The organism is Nocardioides dubius, assembly GCF_039528155.1.
In the GTDB taxonomy this organism is placed as follows: Bacteria; Actinomycetota; Actinomycetes; order Propionibacteriales; family Nocardioidaceae; genus Nocardioides; species Nocardioides dubius.
In genome coordinates this window covers 85125-104503 of the sequence record NZ_BAAALG010000006.1, presented here as the reverse complement: position 1 = coordinate 104503, position 19379 = coordinate 85125, and the positions used below count along the sequence as shown (strand labels likewise).

Below are 19379 nucleotides of genomic sequence, written 5' to 3'. Positions count from 1 at the left end.
GCGTGACGGGGTTGACCCCGGCTGTTAACGCACCCACCAGATCTCGGTGGCCACGACCTTGCCCTCGCGGTGGTGGACGACGAGCATCTCGCCGGGCTCCAGGCCCGGGTCGGGCACGTCGAGTGCCTTGAACACGTCGGGGAGCACGGGCCGGTGGCTGCACAGCACCGTGCGGCGGCCGTCCTCCAGGAGTCGCGCCACCACGTCGCCGACCGAGGCAGCAGTGGCCTCCTCCTCGCTGAGCGCGGGCACCGTGTGGATGGTGCGGTCGGTGGCGTCGGCGTAGGGAACCAGGGTGGTGACACAGCGCGTGCTCGGCGAGGAGACGAGCCGCCTGACGTCGTAGGAGGCGAGCAGCGGCACCGCCCGCTTGGCCTGGGCGTCGCCGGCCACCAGCAGGGGCCGGAAGCGATCGTCGCTGCGCCACCGCGATCGCGAGCGCGCGCGGGCGTGGCGGAGCACGACCAGGGTGTGGGTCTTCGCCGCGCGCCCAACCGCCTCCTCGAGCGTCTCCCGGTCACGGGAGTGGGTGAGCAGGTCGGCGGCCTCGGCGAAGCCGACCCAGCGGACCGCGTCGATCTCGGCGTTGGCCTGGTAGCCGGAGACGTCGGTGCTGCCGACCGCTCGCCCGACCCAGTAGTGCACCAGCTTGTCGCGACCGTTGACGAAGTAGTGCTGGCGCCCCAAGGGGCGGCCGAGCCGGATGTCGAGCCCGGTCTCCTCGCCCACCTCGCGCACCGCGCAGGCCGTGACGTGTTCGCCGCGATCCAGTTTCCCCTTGGGAAAGGACCAGTCGTCGTAGCGCGGACGGTGCACCAGCAGTACCTCGCCCGGCTTCCGGACGACGACTGCGCCTGCGGCAATGATCTCGGCCTGCGGCATACGGCTAGTCTCACATCACCCATCGACCTCCAGGAGCATGGCCCGTGAAGTTTCTCCAGACGCGCGCGCGGCGGTGGACCCTCGTCGTGGTGGTCGTGGCACTGCTCGCAGCCGCCGCCGGCGTGGCCTGGTGGATGTGGCCGCGCCCGACCACGTTGCAGGAGGCCGCCCGGCTGCTGCCGGCCGACATGCAGCGGGTGAGCTTCACCGACTGGGCGGCGATCCGTGCGGAGCAGGGCGTCGACGATGTCAGCGGCGAGGCAGGGGAGGCGCTGGTGGCCGAGGCCCTGGACGCCGAGCTGACCAACTCCGCGCTGGCGCCGTCGTCGGCGATGTTGGAGCAGGGCCTGGGCCTCAATCCGCTCGCGGCGCAGTGGGAGGTGCTGGGGCAGTCGAAGGCCGGTCAGGTGGTGATCCTGCGCACCGACGAGAGCCTGGCCGCAGTTCGTACCGCGATCACCGAGCTCGGCTTCTCCGAGCCGGACGACGACGCCACCTCCGGTGGGGTCTGGCAGGGCGGCCCGGACGCGATCGCGGAGGTCAGTGGGCTGGCCACCTACGAGCTCTCCCACCTGGCCTTCCTCGACGACGAGGGCCTGTTGCTGGGCTCGGACTCCCCGGATTTCCTGGCCACCGCGGTCGAGGTGGCGCAAGGCGACGAGGACGGGCTCGACCAGGACGACCTGATGGCGGCTGCCGGTGAGCCGTTGACGGCGACCGTGCTGCTCGGTGAGCAGGCCTGCGGTGAGCTGAGCATGGCGAAGGCCGATGCCAGTGCGCGGGCGGAGACCCGTCGGCTGGTCGAGGAGGTGGGCGGCGTCTCGCCGCTGACCGGCTATCTGGTGGCGATCGGGCCGGGCGGCGATCTCACCGTCGGCTTCGGCTTCGAGGACGACGAGCAGGCGGCCGACGACAAGGGCCCCCGCTCGGCGCTGGCCAAGGCGGAGGACCCGGGCCAGTTGCTCGCCTATCCGGAGGTCTTCGCCTTCGACTCCGCCGAGGTCGACGGCAGCGTGCTGGCGATCCGAGGAGAGCTGCAGCCGGACGCCTTCCCGCTCTCCGCCCTCGCCGCTGGACCGGTCCTGCTCGCCACCTGCTGAAACCTCCGGGCTAGCGGCGGCGGTGGCTGGCGATCAGCAGGGACTGCAGGTGCTGGGTGCCCGGGGTGCGGGTCCAGGTGCCGTCGGCGTCGAGCTCCCAGGCATCGGTCTCGGGGTCGAAGGCGCGGTCGAAGAGCTCCTCGAGGTCGCTGACCAGCTCGGGGCGCGGCAGCCGCACCAGCACCTCGACCCGGCGGTCCAGGTTGCGGTGCATCATGTCGGCCGAGCCGATCCAGGCCACCGGCTCGCCACCGCCGGCGAACCAGAAGATCCGGCTGTGCTCGAGGAAGCGGCCGAGCACCGAGCGCACGGTGATCGTCTCCGACAGGCCCGGCACGCCCGGTCGCAGCGAGCAGATCCCGCGGACCAGGAGTCGTACCGACACCCCCGCCCGCGAGGCCAGGTAGAGCGCGTCGATCACGGCCTCGTCGACCACGGAGTTCGCCTTGATCCAGACCGCCGCAGGCCGGCCCTCGCGGTGGTGGGCGATCTCGGCGTGGATCTGGGCGATCAGGCCGTCGCGGACCGAGTCGGGTGCCACCAGCAGTTGGTCGTAGGAGGCGTTGCGCGAGTAGCCGGAGAGATTGTTGAACAGGTGCGCGACGTCCTCGCCGATCACCTGGTCGCTGGTCAGCAGGCCGAGGTCCTCGTAGCTGCGTGCCGTCTTGGGGTTGTAGTTGCCGGTGCCGATGTGGGTGTAGCGGCGGATGCCCTCGGGCTCGTCGCGCACCACCATCGCCAGCTTGCAGTGCGTCTTCAGCCCGACCTGCCCGTAGACCACGTGGCAGCCGGCGTGCTCCAGCTTGCGCGCCCAGCGGATGTTGTTGGTCTCGTCGAAGCGGGCCTTGATCTCCACGATCACCAGCACCTGCTTGCCGGCCTCGGCGGCGTCGATCAGGGCGTCGATGATCGGCGAGTCGCCGGAGGTGCGGTAGAGCGTCTGCTTGATCGCCAGCACGTGCGGGTCCGCCGCGGCCTGCTCGATGAAGCGCTGCACCGACGTCGCGAACGAGTCGTAGGGGTGGTGCAGCAGCACGTCGTTGCGGCGCACCGACTTGAAGACGTCGACCGGGCTCGCCGACTCCACCGGAGCGAGCAGCGGATGGGTGGTCGGCACGAACGCGTCGTACTTGAGGTCGTCACGGTCCAGATCGGCGATGTCGTGCAGCCCGCGCAGGTCGAGCGGACCGGGCAGGCGCACCACCTCGCCCTCGGTGACCCCGAGCTCGTTGACCAGCAGCTCCAGCACCTCGGGATCGATCGACTCCTCGACCTCGAGCCGCACCGGCGGCCCGAACTTGCGGCGCAGCAGCCCCTTCTCCAAGGCGGCGAGGAGGTTCTCCGCGTCGTCCTCCTCGACCTCCAGGTCCTCGTTGCGGGTGACCCGGAAGGTGTGCGTCTTGAGCACCTCCATGCCGGGGAAGAGCCGCTTGAGGTGCTCGCCGATCACGTCCTCCAGCGGCACGAAGCGCTGGTTGCCCAGGGCGACGAAGCGGTTGAAGTTCGAGGGCACCTTGACCCGGGCGAAGTGCTCCTTGCCGGTGCGCGGGTTGCGGACCAGAACCGCGATGTTCAGCGACAGCCCGGAGATGTAGGGGAACGGGTGCGCCGGGTCGACCGCAAGCGGGGTGAGCACCGGGAAGACCCGTTCCTTGAACAGCCGCTTGCAGTACTTCTGCTCCTCGCGGTCGAGCTCGTCCCAGCGCAGCAGCTCGATCCCCTCCTGGCGCAGCGAGGGAACGACGTCGTCGCTGAAGACGGCGGCATGCCGGCTCATCAGCTCCGAGGTGGTCTGCCAGATGGTGTCGAGGACCTCACGAGGCCGTTGCCCCGACGCCGTGCGGACCGCGACCCCGGCCGCGATCCGGCGCTTGAGGCCGGCGACGCGGACCATGAAGAACTCGTCCAGGTTGCTGGCGAAGATGGCCAGGAACCGGGTCCGCTCCAGGAGCGGGAGGGCGGTGTCCTCCGCGAGCTCCAGCACGCGCTGGTTGAAGCGCAGCCAGGAGAGCTCGCGGTCGGCGAACCGGTCGGCGAACGCCTCGAGGTCGGCCACGTCGGCGGCGGCGGCCAGGTACGGCGGGTCGACGTCGAAGGTGTCGGTGTGCACGGACAGCACGTCGTCGCTCGGCCCCTCGGAGAAGGGATCGACGGCGTGAGTGGGCAGGCCCTCGGCGCTCATGGCGGTCAGTGTGGCACCTGGTGGTGAACAGCAGGTGACGTCCAGCGGTGGTGGGCGGGCCGGAGTAGGGTCGCCTCATGTCGACAGCCGGAGCAGTTGCCGCTCGAGCCCACCGGGTCCAACAGGCCGCGGAGCGTGGCGCCGTCCGGGCGCTGTTCGCTCTGCCGGAGCGCGCCAAGCGGCTGCTGGCCGGTGCACCGGTGGTCATCGACGGGCAGACCCTGGACGTGAGCACCCAGCTGCTGCTGCGGGTGCAGCGGCTCAGCCGCAAGCCCGGCGCGGAGACCTTCCCGATCCCGCAGGGGCGGGTGGTCCTCGCCGAGCAGAGCGAGCTGCTGGGCGAGGCGTTCGCGATGGGCGCGATCAGCGACACCGAGGCGGGCGGCGTGCCGGTCCGGGTCTACGTGCCGCGTGAGCTGCTGGACGCCGCGGCCCGGCCGACCCTGGTCTTCATCCACGGCGGCGGCTTCATCTACGGCGACCGGCACTCCACCCACGACAGCGTCTGCCGGTTCCTGGCCGACCGGGCCGGCGTCCAGGTGATCTCGGTCGACTACCGACTCGCTCCGGAGGCGCCGTTCCCGGCTGCCTTCGAGGACTCGCTGGCGGTCTACCGAGCCGTGCTCGGCGACCCCGAGCAGTGGCGCGTGGACGCCGACCGGATGGCGGTCGGGGGTGACTCCGCCGGTGGCAACCTGTCCGCAGCACTCGCCCTCGCCGCTGCTCGCGAGGGGCTGCCGCTCGCGTTCCAGCTGCTGATCTACCCGGTCACCGACTCGTTCGGCGAGAGCGCCAGCCGCCAGCTCTTCGGTCGGGGCTTCTTCCTCACCCACGAGTTCATGGACCTGGCGATCGACGCCTACGTCCCAGATCACGCGCTGCGCCCGGACCCGCGGGTGCACCTGCTCGGCGCCGAGATCCCGGACGGCGTCGCCCCCGCTCTGGTCGTCACTGCCGGGTTCGACCCGCTGCGGGATGAGGGCGAGGCGTACGCACGCCGGCTGGTCGAGGCCGGCGTCGACGTCGAGCTGCGCCGTGAGACCGGTCTGATCCACGGTTTCCTGAACTGGCTGGGCGCACCGTGTGCGGCGCGCGACGCGGTCGGCGTGATGGCCGAGCAGCTCTCTGCGGCGTTGAAGCGGTGACCACAGCAGCCTTGGCACAGTGGTTCGATCAGCGCACCCGGCGGTGGCAGGAGTGGACGCTCCCGCAGCTGCTGGCTGCGAAGGGTGACACGAAGGTCAGTCTCGTGGTGCCGGCGCGCAACGAGGCAGCCACCGTCGGCGACGTCGTCTCGCGGGTGCGGGATGCGCTGGTCGACACCGTGCAGCTCCTCGACGAGGTCGTGGTGATCGACTCGGACTCCACCGACGACACCTTCTCGGTGGCCAGCGACGCCGGCGCCCGGGTGCATCGGGCCGCCGAGATCAGGCCGGACCTGGGCTCCTTCCCCGGCAAGGGCGAGGCGATGTGGAAGTCGCTCTTCGTGACCACCGGCGACATCGTCGTCTTCATGGACGCCGACCTGCTCGACTGGGACACCCACTTCGTCCCGGGCCTGCTCGGGCCGTTGCTGACCGACCCGGGCGTCGAGCTGGTGAAGGGCTTCTACGAGCGCCCGCTGCTCACCGCCAAGGCGCTGCCCGACGGCGGCGCCTACGAGGGCGGTCGGGTCACCGAGCTGGTCGCCCGGCCGTTGATCGCGCTGCACTTTCCGGAGCTGGCAGGGCTGGTGCAGCCGCTGGCCGGCGAGTGGGCGATCCGCCGCGAGCTCTTCGCCTCGCTCTCGGTGCCGACCGGCTACGCGGTCGAGCTGGCGGCGTTGGTCGACACCCTGCGGCTGCGCGGCGCCGACGCGATCGCCCAGGTCGACCTCGGCCGGCGAGCGCACCGGCACCAGGCCCTGCGCGACCTGGGCGGGATGGCCGCCCAGATCCTTGCCGCGGCGCATACCCGGGCGGGCGGACCCCTCCGTGCGGATGATGGACTCTCCCTGCGTCAGTTCCGCTCGGACGCCTCCGGCTCGGTGCCGGTGGACCGGTTAGTGCCGACCAACGAGCGGCCCCCGGCGCGGGACTATCTGGAAGGAGCCCGATGACCCTGAAGCTGGGTCGCCACGAGTTCGACGACCAGCAGACGTTGATGATGGCGATCGTCAACCGCACGCCGGACTCCTTCTACGACAAGGGCGCCACCTGGGCCGAGGACAAGGCCTTCGACCGGGTGACGCAGGTCGTCGAGCAGGGTGCCGAGATCGTCGACATCGGCGGGATCAAGGCGGCACCGGGCGTCGAGATCGACGCCGCCGAGGAGATCCGCCGGGTGGGCTCGTTCGTGGGCCGGGTGCGCGCCGCGTTCCCGGACCTGGTGATCTCGGTCGACACCTGGCGCGCCGAGGTGGGCCGGGTGGTCTGCGCCGAGGGCGCGGACCTGCTCAACGACGCCTGGGGCGGCGCGGACCCAGAGCTGGTCGACGTGGCCGCCGAGTACGGCGCCGCGATCGTCTGCACGCACACCGGCGGGGTGAGGGTGCGGACCCGTCCGCACCGGATCGAGTACGCCGACGTCGTCGCCTCGGCGATCACCGACACCGTTGCGTACGCCGAGCGGGCACTGGCCGCTGGCGTGGACCGGCGCTCGATCATCATCGATCCCGCGCATGACTTCGGGAAGAACTCCTTCCACTCCCTGGAACTGACCCAGCGCCTGGACGAGATGGTGGCGACCGGCTGGCCGGTGCTGGTCTCCCTTTCCAACAAGGACTTCGTGGGTGAGGCGCTCGACCTCCCGGTCGGCGAGCGGCTGCTCGGCACCCTGGCGGCGAGCGCGATCAGCGCCTGGCACGGGGCTCGGATCTACCGGGTGCACGAGGTGGTCGAGACCCGCCAGGTGGTCGACATGGCGAACGTGATCGCCGGCCGGCTGGCGCCGAAGCGAGCGATTCGAGGACTCTCATGAAGGTCGCCGTCGTGGCCGGGGCACCGGCGCTGCTGGCGCAGTACGCGGGTCGCGTAGACCCGATCGCCGAGGTCCGCGAGGCGTGCCTGGCAGCGGTCGGCTGGCTGTGCGCCGACGCCGACGCGGTGCGCGTGGTCGCCCGGCCCGCCGATCAGGCTGAGCGTGCGCACGGCATCGAGGTCGGCTACCAGGAGCGGGTGGCCCGTGAGCTGTTGGCCGGCTTCGCGGGAACGGTCGAGGTCGTCACGCCTGAGGCATTCGTGCTGGACGCGAGGCCGACGCTGCTCGTGGCAGACGGCTCCGCCCGGCGCGGCGAGAAGGCGCCCGGCCACCTCGACGAGCGCAGCTTCGCCGTCGACGAGGCGATCGAGCGGTCCCTGAAGGCAGGCGATCCGACCGACCTCGCCCTACTGGACCTCACCCTGGCCGAGGAGCTGTTGATCGCCGGGGCACCCGCGCTGCGGCGTCTCGGCGAGCTCGACCCGCAGGTGCGCAGCGCCGAGCTGGACTACGCGGGCGACCCGTTCGGCGTCCGCTACTGGGTGGCGCGCTGGGAGATCGGCTGACGGATCTCGCAGCGGCCGATCTCCCCTGAGCGGGCGACTATGTCGCGGATCCCGTTCGAGCCGTAGCCGGACGCCGGGTGTCGGTGTCCGGTCCGGCCGCGGCGGACGGTCGCTGACCGGCGAGAACGCCGCCCAGGACCAGTGCCATGCCGAGCGCCTGGACCGCGCCGAACGGCTCGGCGGCGAAGGCGACCCCGAGTGCGGTGCCGACCACCGGGTTCACCAACCCGATCAGGGCGACCGCGCCGGCCGGCATCAGCTGGAGACCACGGAACCAGCACACGTAGGCGACGCCGGTGCCGACGATCGCGATCCAGGCCAGGCCCCCGACGGCCGGAGCGTCCAGCGCGGGCGGGGCCCCTTCGACGATCAGCGCCACCGGGGTCAGCACGAGGCCGCCGACCACCAGCTGCCAGGAGGTCAGGGTGATCATGTCGACCGGCGGCGTCCACTTCTTGACCAGGGTGAAGCCGAGGGCCGCCACGGTGACCGAGGCGAACGCCGCGAAGAGTCCGACGGGGTCGGTGCCATCGGGATTGCGCAGCACCAGCAGGGTGACGCCGGCCAGCCCGACGAGGGCCGCGCCGACCCGGACGGCGGTGGGACGCTCGGCGATCAGCGGCCATGCCAGCGCCATCACCACCAGTGGCAGCAGGGCCTGGATGGTGGCGGCCAGACCGCCGGGCAGGTGGTAGGCCGAGAGGAAGATGAGCGGGAAGAAGAGGCCGAAGTTGAGCAGGCCGAGAGTGATCGCCTTGAGCCGCCATCCCGGCGGCGGCAGCTGGCGACGCCAGGCGAGCAGCACCAGGCCGGCGGGCAGAGCGCGAACGGCGGCGGCGAAGAGCGGGCGGTCCGGGGGCAGCCACTGCTCAGTGACCAGATAGGTCGTGCCCCAGGCCGCCGGAGCGATCATCGTGATGAGCACGTTGCGCGTCGAGATTCCTTCCATGGAAGCAATAATGCCTTCCTGGGAAGGTATATTCCTGATCTGTGGACCAGGACCGCGTGGATCGCATCATCGAGCAGTGGCAGCGCGAGCGCCCCGACCTCGACGTCTCGCCCCTGGGCGCGATCGGTCGCCTGCACCGTGTGGGTGCCCAGTTGGAGCGCGAGCTGCTGCCGATCTTCGCCGAGGAGGGCCTCGGCCAGGGCGACTTCGACGTCCTGGCCACGCTGCGGCGCGCCGGCGAGCCGTACGAGGCGACGCCGAGCCGGATCGCCGCGACCAGCATGATCACCTCGGGCGCGGCGACCAAGCGGATTGCGCGCCTGGAGCGGGCCGGGCTGGTGACGCGTCGCGCCTCCGAGTCGGATGGCCGTGTTCAGGTGATCGGGCTGACGCCCGAGGGCAGGGAGCTCATGGACCGCCTCGTCGAGCGCCATGTGGCCAATGAGCATCGCCTGGTGGGGATGCTGGAGCCCGCCGACCGCGAGCACCTCGCCCGCATCCTGCGCTCGTGGGCGTTGGCGCTGGGCGACGGCGAGGGCTGAGCGCTCAGATCGCGCAGGCCTCGGCGGTCAACCGAAGCTGACGGCGCTTGTGGGCGATCGCCTCGGCGGTGAAGACGATCAGCGCCGCCCAGACCAGGGCGAAGCCGATCCAGCGGGCGGTCGGCATGCTCTCGTCGAAGATCCAGACCCCGATCGCGAACTGCAGGATCGGCGCGAGGTACTGCAGCAGGCCGAGGGTGACCAGTGGCAGGCGGGTGGCGGCGCCGCCGAAGCAGAGCAGCGGCACGGCGGTCACAATGCCGGTGCCGACCAGCAGCAGCGCGTGCAACGTTCCCTCGGTGCCGAAGTGGTTCTCGCCCTGTGCGCTCAGCCAGGCGACGTAGCCGAGGGCGATCGGGGCGAGGGCCAGGGTCTCGAAGGTGAGCGTCTCGACCGCGCCGGCGTTGGCCTGCTTCTTGGCCAGGCCGTAGGTGCCGAAGCTGAGCGCGAGCACGATCGCGACCCACGGTGGACGGCCGTAGTCGATGGTCAGCACGATCACGGCCGCTGCGGCCACGCCGAGCGCCCACCACTGCAGGGAGCGCATCCCCTCCCCGAGGACCAGCACGCCCATCAGCACGGTGACCAGCGGGTTGATGAAGTACCCGAGTGAGGTCTCCACGACATGACCGTGATTGACCGCCCAGATGAAGGTGCTCCAGTTGACCGCGATCACCACGGCGGCGACCAGCAGCAGGTAGCGGGTGCGCGCGACCCGCCAGAGCCGGACGACGGCCGGCCACTTGCGCATCAGCAGGACGACGGCACCCATCGCCAGCATCGACCACAGCACCCGGTGGGCCAGGATCTCGATCGCACCGGCCGGCTCCAGCAGCGGCCAGTAGAGGGGGAAGAGGCCCCACATCACGTAGGCGGCCACGCCCAGGAGCAGTCCGCGCTTCTCATCAGCCACGCTCAGCAGCGTACGCCCCGGCCGCCACCGGTTTTTGCATCGAAGTTTGTGTACACGGCAAGGTTTAGCCGGTGGGGCCGCGCGGTACAAGGAGTGCGGACTTCACACCCATCGTCAGCCCGTGGGGGGCTGCTGACTACCCCGAGGAATCACTATGAGTATCAAGCGTTTCGTCACCGGCGCGGTTGCCGCCGGTCTGCTCGGCCTCACGCCGATCGCCCTGGCCGCTGCACCGGCCCAGGCTGCCACTCCGTCGGCCACCGCCATCGCCGGCCAGATCTCCAAGAGCAAGACCGAGTACGGCGACTCCTTCTACATCAGCGGCAACGTGCAGTCCGAGTTCGGCTACCCGACCGGCACGCTGACCCTGTCGCGCAAGCTTGCCGGCGAGTCGTCCTACAAGGTCGTCGGCACCGACACCTCGCCGGGCTACTTCTGGTTCGACCTCAAGGCCGCGGGCAACGCCACCTACGTGCTCTCGTTCAGCGGTGGCAGCGACTCCCAGTACGACTACCAGCCGTCGTCGATCTCGACCAAGCAGTCCGTCTTCCGCAAGGTGACGGTCAAGACCAACAGCCGCACCATGACCGCCAAGGGCAAGGTCACGCCGAGCTTCGGCAAGAAGAAGATCCTCGTCCAGATCAAGAAGGGCGGCTGGAAGACCTTCAAGCGGGTCAAGACCGACAAGGCCGGCAAGTACTCGGTCCGCCTGCCCGGAAAGCGCGGCAAGGGCAACAAGTACCGCCTCGTCATCAAGGCCGACAAGCGCTTCGTGACGAACAACTACCACACGATCACCTCGCGCATCTACTGACGCGAATGAGCGAAGCGCCCGACCGGATCTCCGGTCGGGCGCTTCTGCTTTGCCGCTCGATGTGACCTCAGCGCGCTGTTTCGGTGGTTTTGTGAGCGCTGAGGTCACATTGGGGTTAGACGGTCCAGGTGTCGTTGCCGTTGATGAGGGCTTGGAGGCGGGCCTTGGCGTCGGTGGGGTTGTCGCCTTGGGCGGTGCGGACCTGGGCGCGGGCCTCGTCGTCGTAGGTGGGGCGTTCGACCTGGCGGAAGATGCCGATGGGGCTCTGGTGGAGGTAGCCGGCGTCGGTGAGGCGGCTGATCGCGAACGCGGTGGAGGGGTCGGGGTTGTGTGCGTCGTGGGTGAGGATCGCCTCGGTGGCGACGTCGGCGACGGGGACGACCTCGATGGCTCCGGTGGTGGTGCGGATCAGGGCCTTGTCCCCGAGGCCGGTGTCGGCGTCGCGGGGGCCGAAGGTGATCGGCTCGCCGTGCACGAGCGGGATGATCGCGTCGGCCTTGGTGTCCGGGGACTTGATGGCGTCGAAGGCGCCGTCGTTGAAGATCGGGCAGTTCTGGTAGATCTCGACCAGGGAGGTGCCGCGGTGGGCGGCGGCTGCGGTGAGCACGGAGGTGAGGTGCTTGCGGTCGCTGTCGATGGTGCGGGCGACGAAGGTGGCCTCGGCGCCCAGGGCCAGGGAGACCGGGTTGAACGGGTGGTCCAGGGATCCCATGGGGGAGGTCTTGGTGACCTTGCCGGTCTCGCTGGTGGGGGAGTACTGGCCCTTGGTGAGGCCGTAGATGCGGTTGTTGAACAGCAGGATCGTCATGTTGACGTTGCGGCGCAGGGCGTGGATGAGGTGGTTGCCGCCGATGGACAGCGCGTCGCCGTCGCCGGTGACGACGAAGACGTGGAGGTCTTCTCTAGCGGTGGCCAGGCCGGTCGCGATGGACGGTGCGCGGCCGTGGATGGAGTGCATGCCGTAGGTGTCGAGGTAGTAGGGGAACCTCGAGGAGCAGCCGATGCCGGAGATGAAGACGACGTTCTCGCGGCGGATGTTGAGCTCGGGCAGGAACCCCTGGACGGCCTTGAGGACGGCGTAGTCGCCGCAGCCGGGGCACCAGCGGACCTCCTGGTCGGAGGTGAAGTCCTTGCCGGTGAGCTTCTCGCCTTCGGCGAGGGTCGGCACGCCGTCGGTGCCGCGCAGGGTGGGGAGACCGAGATCGGTGCTCACGAGATCGCCTCCTGGCTGTTCTGGGTGAGGTCCACGCTGATGCCCTCGGCTTCGGCGACGAGGTCGCCGATGGCGTGGGCGAGGTCGGCTGCTTTGAGGGGCAGGCCGCGGACTTGGTTGTAGCCCTGGGCGTCGACGAGGTATTTGGCGCGCAGCAGCATCGAGAGTTGGCCGAGGTTCATCTCGGGGACGAGGACCTTGTCGTAGCGCTTGAGGATGTCGCCGAGGTCCTTGGGGAACGGGTTGAGGTGCCGCAGGTGGGTCTGGGCGACCTTGTAGCCGGCCTTGCGGACCCGGCGCACACCGGCACCGATCGGGCCGTAGGTGGAGCCCCACCCGATGACGAGCACCTTGGCGTCGCCGGTGGGGTCGTCGACCTCGAGCGGGGGCAGGGAGTCGGCGATGGCGTCGATCTTGGCCTGGCGGGTGCGGACCATGTGATCGTGGTTGGCGGGGTCGTAGGAGATGTTCCCGTGACCGGCGCCCTTCTCCAGGCCACCGATGCGGTGCTCGAGACCCTTGGTGCCGGGGATCGCCCAGGGCCGGGCCAGCGTCTCGGGGTCGCGGGCGTAGGGCTCGAACTCGGCGCCGCTCTTCCCCTCAGCTGCGAGGGTGTCGAGGGTGGTGAAGTTGGGGTCGATGAGCGGGAGGTCGTCGATGGCGGGGATCGACCAGGGCTCGGAGCCGTTGGCGAGGTAGCCGTCGGAGAGCAGCATGACGGGGGTGCGGTAGGTGATCGCGATCCGGGCGGCCTCGACGGCGGCGTTGAAGCAGTCGCCGGGGGTGGCGGGTGCGACGATCGGGACCGGGGATTCGCCGTTGCGTCCGTACATGGCCTGGAGCAGGTCGGATTGTTCGGTCTTGGTGGGCAGTCCGGTGGAGGGGCCGCCGCGTTGCACGTTGACCACCAGCAGCGGCAGCTCGGTCATCACCGCGAGGCCGATGGCTTCGCCCTTGAGTGCGACGCCGGGGCCGGAGGTGGTGGTGACGCCGAGCTGGCCGGCGAAGGAGGCGCCGATGGCGGAGCCGACGCCGGCGATCTCGTCTTCGGCTTGGAAGGTGGTGACGCCGAAGGACTTGTGCTTGGACAGCTCGTGGAGGATGTCGGTGGCCGGGGTGATCGGGTAGGAGCCGAGGAACACCGGGAGGCCGGAGCGGACGCCGGCGGCGACCAGGCCGTAGGACAGGGCGAGGTTGCCGGTGATGTTGCGGTAGGTGCCGGCCGGCATGACGGCGGGCTTGACCTCGTATTGGACGGCGAAGGTCTCGGTGGTCTCGCCGTAGTTCCAGCCGGTCTTGAAGGCGGTGATGTTGGCGTCGCGGATGGCGGGTGCCTTGGCGAACTTCTTGGACAAGAAGTCGATGGTGGTCTCGGTGGGGCGTCCGTACATCCACGACAGCAGCCCGAGGGCGAACATGTTCTTGGCGCGGGCGGCGTCCTTGCGGGAGAGCCCGAACTCTGCCACCGATGCGACCGTCATGCCGGTCAGGTCGACCGGTTGGACGTTGTAGTCGCCGAGCATGTCGTTGGCGTCGCCCAGCAGGTCGAGGGGGTTGACGTCGTAGCCGGCCTTGTCGAGGTTGCGCTTGGAGAAGTCGTGGGTGTCGACGATGATCGTGGCGCCCTTGGGCAGGTCGCCGAGGTTGGCCTTCAACGCGGCGGGGTTCATCGCGACCAGCACGTCGGGGGCATCGCCGGCGGTGAGGATGTCGTGGTCGGCGAAGTGGACCTGGAACGACGAGACGCCGGGGATGGTGCCCTGGGGGGCGCGGATCTCGGCGGGGAAGTTCGGCAGCGTGACGAGGTCGTTGCCGAACGCCGCTGACTCCTGGGTGAACCGATCACCGGTGAGCTGCATGCCGTCACCGGAGTCGCCAGCGAAACGGATGATCACTCGGTCGAGCTGCTTGACCTGCTTGGTCACCGCCACAACCTTCTTCCTGCGCAGATGGATGTCAAACGTACTGAGGGTATGTCAAAAGTGGAACCTGTTCCACTTTTTCGTCGAACCGGCCCGAGGTCGCGCCTTCTCCCGCGGGAGCCGAGCTGCAGTCCTCAAATATACGGATTTCTTCTCTCCCATTCTGGACCCGCCCTGGTCGGGCCGCACGCCGGGGTGCGCCATGCGGACAGTTCGCGGCTGTGATCGGGGCCACATCTCGATAAATGCAGTCTTTTTCGCTAAAGTCGGCTAATCTCCTCGACATTAACGAGAAACGCCCTCGGGGGAGGGTGGGAAAGAGTGGTCATGAGGAACAAGTTCAAGGCAGCTGTGGTGGCATCGCTTCTTGGTGCGCTGACCTTGGCCGGTTGCAGCAGTGCAGGCGGCAGCGATGATGACAAGACGATCAACCTGGTGGGCTTCGCGGTTCCGCAGGCCGCCAACGAGGCGATCGAAGACGCCTTCCGGGAGACCGACGAGGGCGACGGCGTCAAGGTGTCCGGCTCGTACGGCGCCTCCGGTGAGCAGAGCCGCAAGGTCGCGGACACCAAGGGCAAGGACGTCGACTACGTCCACTTCTCCCTGGAGTCCGACGTCACCCGCCTGGTCGACGCCGGCCTCGTCGCCGAGGACTGGAACGCCGGCGCCAACAAGGGCATCGTCTCCGCGTCGATCGCGGTCATCGCCGTCGAGAAGGGCAACCCCCTCGGCATCAAGGGCTGGGAGGACCTGACCCGCAAGGACGTCAAGGTGATCACCGCCGACCCCGCCTCCTCGGGCGCGGCGCGTTGGAACATCCTGGCGCTCTACACCTACGCCAAGCAGCAGGGACTCTCCGAGGCTGAGGCCGATGAGTACCTGAAGAAGGTCTTCGGCAACGTCACCTCCTGGGCCGCCAGCGGTCGTGAGGCCACCGAGGCGTTCAAGAAGGGCGTCGGCAACGTGCTGATCACCTACGAGAACGAGGCGATCCTGGCCAAGCAGAACGGCGAGGAGCTCGACTACATCGTCCCCGACCACTCCTTCCTGATCGAGAACCCGGGTGCCGTGCTCAAGGACGCCGACCCGGTTGCGACCGACTGGCTCGACTTCGTGCTCAGCGACGCCGGTCAGACGGAGTTCGTGAAGAAGGGCTTCCGGCCCGTCGGTGACCTCGACATCTCCGGCATCCAGGTCGACGGCGCCAACGACCCGAGCAACCCGTTCCCGGTTCCGGCCTCGCTCGACACCATCACCGACCTCGGCGGCTGGAAGGCCGTCGCCGACGAGTGGTTCGGCAAGGACGGCGTCAAGCTGCGCTTCGACAAGCTGTATGCCGAGGCAACTGCAAAGTGACGACTGAGGTTGTCACACCCCCTGGAGGACCGACGCGCAAGCGCCGGTCCTCCGGTGGCTTGTTCCGGCTCTCGGCAGCCTCGGGCCTCGGCCTGGGGCTGGGCGTGCTCTGGTTCAGCGTCCTGGTCCTGATCCCGCTGGCAGCCGTCGTTGGCGCGGCAGCGGCAGGTGGCTGGGGCGCGTTCTTCGACACGCTCACCGAGCAGCAGACCTTCAACGCGCTGAAGCTGACGGTCTTCCAGGCCTTCGGCGTCACCGTCGTCAACGCCTTCGTCGGCACCCTGGTCGCCTGGGTGCTGGTGCGAGACGACTTCGTCGGCAAGCGACTCCTGGACATCGTCATCGACATCCCGTTCGCGTTGCCCACGATCGTCGCCGGTCTGGTCCTGCTGAGCCTCTACGGTCCCGACAGCCCTGTCGGGATCAACATCGTGAACACCCGCGAGGGCATCTTCCTCGCGCTGCTGTTCGTGACCCTCCCGTTCGTGGTCCGCACCGTGCAGCCGGTGCTCCTGGAGATGGAGGCCGAGGCCGAGGAGGCGGCGGCTTCCCTCGGCGCCTCGCGGTTCACCACCTTCCGGCGGATCATCCTGCCCAGCCTGGTGCCTGCGATCACCGCCGGCTCCTCGCTCGGCTTCGCGCGAGCGATCTCCGAGTTCGGCTCGCTGGTGCTGATCTCCGGCAACACGCCCAACCAGACCGAGGTCGCCTCGCTGAAGATCCTCAAGTTCCTGGAGAGCGACAACCAGGCCGGGGCCGCCGCGGTCGCCGTCCTGCTGCTGTTGGTCGCGGTCGTGGTGATCGTCGCGCTGGACGTCTTCTCGAGAAGGGTGGCGCGCCGTGCCTGACGTCAAGCAGATCCGTCGCCAGAAGGGGCCGGTCACGTACCTGCTCCGGATCTTCGTGATCACCTATCTCTTCGTCCTGGTGGTGTGGCCGCTCAGCGAGGTGGTCAAGCTGACCTTCGCCCCGGTGGAGGCCAACGCCGAGGGTGGGTTCGCCGCGTTCTGGGAGCGCCTCCAGGACCCGGCCGTCACCTACGCCTTCGGCCTCACCCTGACCTGCGCCTTCTGGGCGGTGCTGATCAACCTGGTCTTCGGCGTCGGGATCTCGCTGCTCCTGGTGCGGTACGAGTTCCCGGGACGCCGGATCCTGTCGGTGCTGGTGGACCTGCCGATGTCCGTCTCCCCGGTCGTCGTCGGCCTGGCGCTGGTGCTCGCCTACTCGAGCGGCTCCGGCTGGTTCGGCGAGTCCCTGGAGTCGGTCGGCATCTTCATCATCGGCTCCACGCCGGGGATGATCATGGCCACCGCCTTCGTCAGCCTGCCGCTGGTGATCCGCGAGATCATCCCGGTGCTGGAGGAGATCGGCACCGACGCCGAGGTTGCCGCGAGCAGCCTGGGCGCCAACGCCTGGCAGACCTTCCGCCGGATCACGCTGCCGAGCATCAAGTGGGCGATCGCCTACGGCGTCGTGCTCAGCCTGGCCCGGTCGCTCGGCGAGTTCGGCGCGGTGAAGATCGTCAGCCCCGGCGCCGAGTTCCGTGGCGAGACCGCCACCCTCCTCATCCAGAACCGCTATACCGGCTATGACGAGTCGACCGCGTACGCAGCAGCCTTCGTGCTGGTGCTCGCCGCCGTCCTCGCGCTGGTGGTGGTGACCTTCATCCGCCGTCCGGAGGACCGCACATGAGCATCGAAGTGACAGGGATCAACAAGAAGTTCGGCGACTTCGTCGCCTTGGAGGACATCAACGTCTCGCTGCCCACGGGCCAGCTGACGGCGCTGCTCGGGCCCTCGGGCGGCGGCAAGTCCACGCTGCTGCGGATCATCGCGGGTCTCGACTCGGCGGACTCCGGTGCGGTGAGCATCGAGGGCGTCGACGCGACCTCGCTGCCGCCGCAGAAGCGCAACGTGGGCTTCGTCTTCCAGCACTACGCCGTCTTCAAGCACATGACGGTGGCGAAGAACGTCGCCTTCGGCCTGGAGATCCGCAAGCGGCCCAAGGCCGAGATCGCCGAGCGGGTGAACGAGCTGCTGAAGCTGGTGCACCTGGAGCAGTTCGCCAAGCGCCTGCCCTCGCAGCTCTCCGGCGGCCAGCGCCAGCGGCTGGCGTTGGCGCGTGCGCTCGCCGTCGAGCCGTCGGTGCTGCTGCTCGACGAGCCGTTCGGTGCGCTGGACGCCAAGGTCCGCAAGGAGCTGCGCGACTGGCTGCGCCGGCTGCACGACGAGGTGCACGTGACCACGGTCTTCGTCACCCACGACCAGGAGGAGGCGTTGGAGGTCGCCGACCAGATCGTGGTGATCAACCAGGGCCGTGTGGAGCAGATCGGCACGCCCGACGAGCTCTACGACGAGCCGGCGAACGACTTCGTGATGTCGTTCCTCGGCGAGGTGACCTCGCTGTCGGGTCGGCTCGTGCGCCCGCACGACATCGCGGTCAGCACCACCCCGGCCCTCCCCGAATCGGTCGAGGGGCAGGTCAGTCGCCTGCTGCGCGTCGGGTTCGAGGTGCGCGCCACGGTGCTCACCGACGAGGGCGAGACGGTCAGCGCCACGATGACCCGGACCCAAGCCCGGGCCCTCGGCCTGCGCGAGGGGCAGAGCGTCTGGCTCGACGCCGTCCCCGGCGCCACCACGGTTTCGCCTCCTGGACGTCGGGTCGCCGCCGGCCTGTAGGCAGCTGGCGCACGCTCGGCTGCTGACGGCATCATGTGCCGAGATCGGCCCCCGAGGCAGTTGCTTCGGGGGCCGATCGGTGTCTCGGTGCGACGATGTTGACGGCCACGCGGCGGCCACTGACGGCACCACGGGATAGGACTGAATGGCGGCCAGCAGACGCGACGCTGGAGAACGAAGAGTCCCTGACGCAGTCGACGTTATTTTCGCCTCAGTCGCGAAACAGCAGGTGCGTTGGCCGACCGCCGACCGGATCGATCACCTGGAAACCGCCCCGCCGAGCACCCTCTGCGGACGTGTATCGATACTCGAGCTGCTGGAGCCGCACTCCGTAGCGATCCTTGATCTCGCGGTAGCGCTCATGCGGATGAACGTTCCATCCGAGGTCCCCGCAGTACTCGGTGCATGCGATGGGGAACAACACGGCAGATGCCAAGATGTCAGCGATCTGCAACGGGACATGCGTATCACTGTGCCCGAAGACTGGCGACTCGACTAGGTGGGGATACGCGCTGCCCCCGGTTCGGTACCTACGCGTCGTGATACCCATGACGCTCGGCACGTTCTTCACCTTGGTGCGAGCATCCAAGATCATCATGCCGGGGGTATCGGCTGCGGCGAGCTGCGCTTGGAAGGTCTCAGCCATCTCGGCGATCGCCCGGCTGTAGACGGCACGGTCAGTTTTTGGCTTCGGCGCGTCCGGGACCTTGACGACGATCTTCCCTACAAGTTGACACCCATGTTTTTCGAGCAGTGCGAAGATCTTGTCGAGAACTCGATGAGCGCGGCGCCGATGGTTGCGCCCTGCGGTTGGCCGGTGGAAGTCCTTGCGAAGGGTGGAACCCTTCATCTCGAACTCGATGAGGTCGCTGAGCATTGCCGAGTCGCGATGCAGTGAGGGGTTGAGTTCCTTCTTCAACTGGAGGAAGTCCCAGGTCAGCTCGGCTACGTTCGAGGAGGCGACCGTCAGCCCCACGAGGACAAAGACCGGCGTCGAGTTTGGGATTGAGACCCTCAGCGCCTCCGCGTCGCCTGACTCATCGATGTAGCACAGGTGCACGCGGTCTCCAAGAAACAACTATGGCCGCCCAACGGGCGGCCATAGGACTTGTTGCACCGCGTGCAACGTTCGCGTCACTGACGCAAGACCAAGGAAACCATGTGGGAGCGAAAAGTTCAATGTGGACCAGAAGATACATGCATGTAGTTCTTGGACGAGGCACGTCCGCCAGCGTTTCGACCACTGTACGCGGTGCAGGCATGGCGTCGGAGGCCCGTTCCTCCCGGATCGCGACCGACGCCAT

Annotated in this window: 18 protein-coding genes; 11 read left to right on the top strand and 7 right to left on the bottom strand. The window is 68.9% G+C overall.

The window, feature by feature from the left end:
* Positions 1-24: 24 nt before the first annotated feature.
* On the bottom strand, positions 25-882 hold the full coding sequence (locus ABD151_RS07915) for an NUDIX hydrolase (RefSeq protein ID WP_343993055.1): 858 nt from the start codon (positions 880-882) through the stop codon (positions 25-27).
* 44 nt (positions 883-926) lie between these two features.
* On the opposite strand from ABD151_RS07915, the gene ABD151_RS07910 reads away from it, so the two are divergent.
* The gene (locus ABD151_RS07910) at positions 927-1982 is read left to right on the top strand and encodes a hypothetical protein (protein WP_343993053.1); all 1056 of its coding nucleotides are present in this window, start codon (positions 927-929) and stop codon (positions 1980-1982) included.
* Between the two features lie 10 nt (positions 1983-1992).
* On the opposite strand, the gene ABD151_RS07905 is transcribed toward ABD151_RS07910, so the two are convergent.
* Complete coding sequence (locus tag ABD151_RS07905) at positions 1993-4164, bottom strand: RNA degradosome polyphosphate kinase (protein WP_343993051.1); 2172 nt, start codon at positions 4162-4164, stop codon at positions 1993-1995.
* Positions 4165-4241: 77 nt separating this feature from the next.
* Between ABD151_RS07905 and ABD151_RS07900 the strand changes: the two genes are divergently transcribed.
* The 4 genes from ABD151_RS07900 to ABD151_RS07885 are packed head-to-tail and all read left to right on the top strand — an operon-like array spanning position 4242 to position 7688.
* The gene (locus tag ABD151_RS07900; RefSeq protein ID WP_343993049.1) at positions 4242-5309 is read left to right on the top strand and encodes an alpha/beta hydrolase; all 1068 of its coding nucleotides are present in this window, start codon (positions 4242-4244) and stop codon (positions 5307-5309) included.
* Complete coding sequence (locus tag ABD151_RS07895; protein ID WP_343993047.1) at positions 5306-6262, top strand: glucosyl-3-phosphoglycerate synthase; 957 nt, start codon at positions 5306-5308, stop codon at positions 6260-6262. Before ABD151_RS07900 ends, ABD151_RS07895 begins: the two co-directional genes overlap by 4 nt.
* Positions 6259-7122, top strand: a complete 864-nt coding sequence (gene folP, locus ABD151_RS07890) for a dihydropteroate synthase (RefSeq protein WP_343993045.1) — start codon at positions 6259-6261, stop codon at positions 7120-7122. The genes ABD151_RS07895 and folP overlap by 4 nt, the downstream gene beginning before the upstream one ends.
* Complete coding sequence (locus ABD151_RS07885; protein WP_343993043.1) at positions 7119-7688, top strand: class III extradiol ring-cleavage dioxygenase family protein; 570 nt, start codon at positions 7119-7121, stop codon at positions 7686-7688. The genes folP and ABD151_RS07885 overlap by 4 nt, the downstream gene beginning before the upstream one ends.
* Positions 7689-7725: 37 nt before the next feature.
* On the opposite strand, the gene ABD151_RS07880 is transcribed toward ABD151_RS07885, so the two are convergent.
* Positions 7726-8637, bottom strand: a complete 912-nt coding sequence (locus ABD151_RS07880) for an EamA family transporter (protein ID WP_343993041.1) — start codon at positions 8635-8637, stop codon at positions 7726-7728.
* Between the two features lie 56 nt (positions 8638-8693).
* On the opposite strand from ABD151_RS07880, the gene ABD151_RS07875 reads away from it, so the two are divergent.
* Positions 8694-9179, top strand: coding sequence for a MarR family winged helix-turn-helix transcriptional regulator (locus ABD151_RS07875; protein WP_343993039.1), 486 nt, complete (start codon positions 8694-8696; stop codon positions 9177-9179).
* Positions 9180-9183: 4 nt separating this feature from the next.
* Here ABD151_RS07875 and rarD read toward each other — a convergent pair whose 3' ends face one another.
* Positions 9184-10092 (bottom strand): EamA family transporter RarD, encoded by a 909-nt coding sequence (gene rarD / locus ABD151_RS07870; protein ID WP_343993037.1) that lies wholly within the window; start codon positions 10090-10092, stop codon positions 9184-9186.
* 154 nt (positions 10093-10246) lie between these two features.
* On the opposite strand from rarD, the gene ABD151_RS07865 reads away from it, so the two are divergent.
* Positions 10247-10906 carry a hypothetical protein gene (locus ABD151_RS07865; protein WP_343993035.1) on the top strand — a complete coding sequence of 220 codons (660 nt, stop codon included), beginning with the start codon at positions 10247-10249 and terminating at the stop codon, positions 10904-10906.
* A gap of 115 nt (positions 10907-11021) precedes the next feature.
* On the opposite strand, the gene ABD151_RS07860 is transcribed toward ABD151_RS07865, so the two are convergent.
* Both ABD151_RS07860 and ABD151_RS07855 read right to left on the bottom strand, forming a co-directional pair.
* Positions 11022-12119, bottom strand: a complete 1098-nt coding sequence (locus tag ABD151_RS07860; protein WP_415629974.1) for a 2-oxoacid:ferredoxin oxidoreductase subunit beta — start codon at positions 12117-12119, stop codon at positions 11022-11024.
* Positions 12116-13978 carry a 2-oxoacid:acceptor oxidoreductase subunit alpha gene (locus tag ABD151_RS07855; protein WP_415629983.1) on the bottom strand — a complete coding sequence of 621 codons (1863 nt, stop codon included), beginning with the start codon at positions 13976-13978 and terminating at the stop codon, positions 12116-12118. The genes ABD151_RS07860 and ABD151_RS07855 overlap by 4 nt, the downstream gene beginning before the upstream one ends.
* Before the next feature lie 390 nt (positions 13979-14368).
* Here ABD151_RS07855 and ABD151_RS07850 point away from each other — a divergent pair, with 390 nt between their 5' ends.
* Genes ABD151_RS07850 through ABD151_RS07835 form a run of 4 tightly spaced genes read left to right on the top strand, consistent with a single transcriptional unit; the run spans position 14369 to position 18075 of the window.
* Entirely contained in the window at positions 14369-15397 is a 1029-nt protein-coding gene (locus ABD151_RS07850; RefSeq protein WP_343993031.1) for an extracellular solute-binding protein, read from the top strand.
* A gap of 59 nt (positions 15398-15456) precedes the next feature.
* Positions 15457-16245 carry a sulfate ABC transporter permease subunit CysT gene (gene cysT / locus ABD151_RS07845; protein ID WP_343993029.1) on the top strand — a complete coding sequence of 263 codons (789 nt, stop codon included), beginning with the start codon at positions 15457-15459 and terminating at the stop codon, positions 16243-16245.
* On the top strand, positions 16238-17089 hold the full coding sequence (locus ABD151_RS07840) for a sulfate ABC transporter permease subunit (protein WP_343993027.1): 852 nt from the start codon (positions 16238-16240) through the stop codon (positions 17087-17089). The genes cysT and ABD151_RS07840 overlap by 8 nt, the downstream gene beginning before the upstream one ends.
* Complete coding sequence (locus tag ABD151_RS07835; RefSeq protein WP_343993025.1) at positions 17086-18075, top strand: sulfate/molybdate ABC transporter ATP-binding protein; 990 nt, start codon at positions 17086-17088, stop codon at positions 18073-18075. Before ABD151_RS07840 ends, ABD151_RS07835 begins: the two co-directional genes overlap by 4 nt.
* 211 nt (positions 18076-18286) lie before the next feature.
* On the opposite strand, the gene ABD151_RS07830 is transcribed toward ABD151_RS07835, so the two are convergent.
* Positions 18287-19135 carry a DUF3800 domain-containing protein gene (locus tag ABD151_RS07830; protein WP_343993023.1) on the bottom strand — a complete coding sequence of 283 codons (849 nt, stop codon included), beginning with the start codon at positions 19133-19135 and terminating at the stop codon, positions 18287-18289.
* Positions 19136-19379 lie beyond the last annotated feature (244 nt).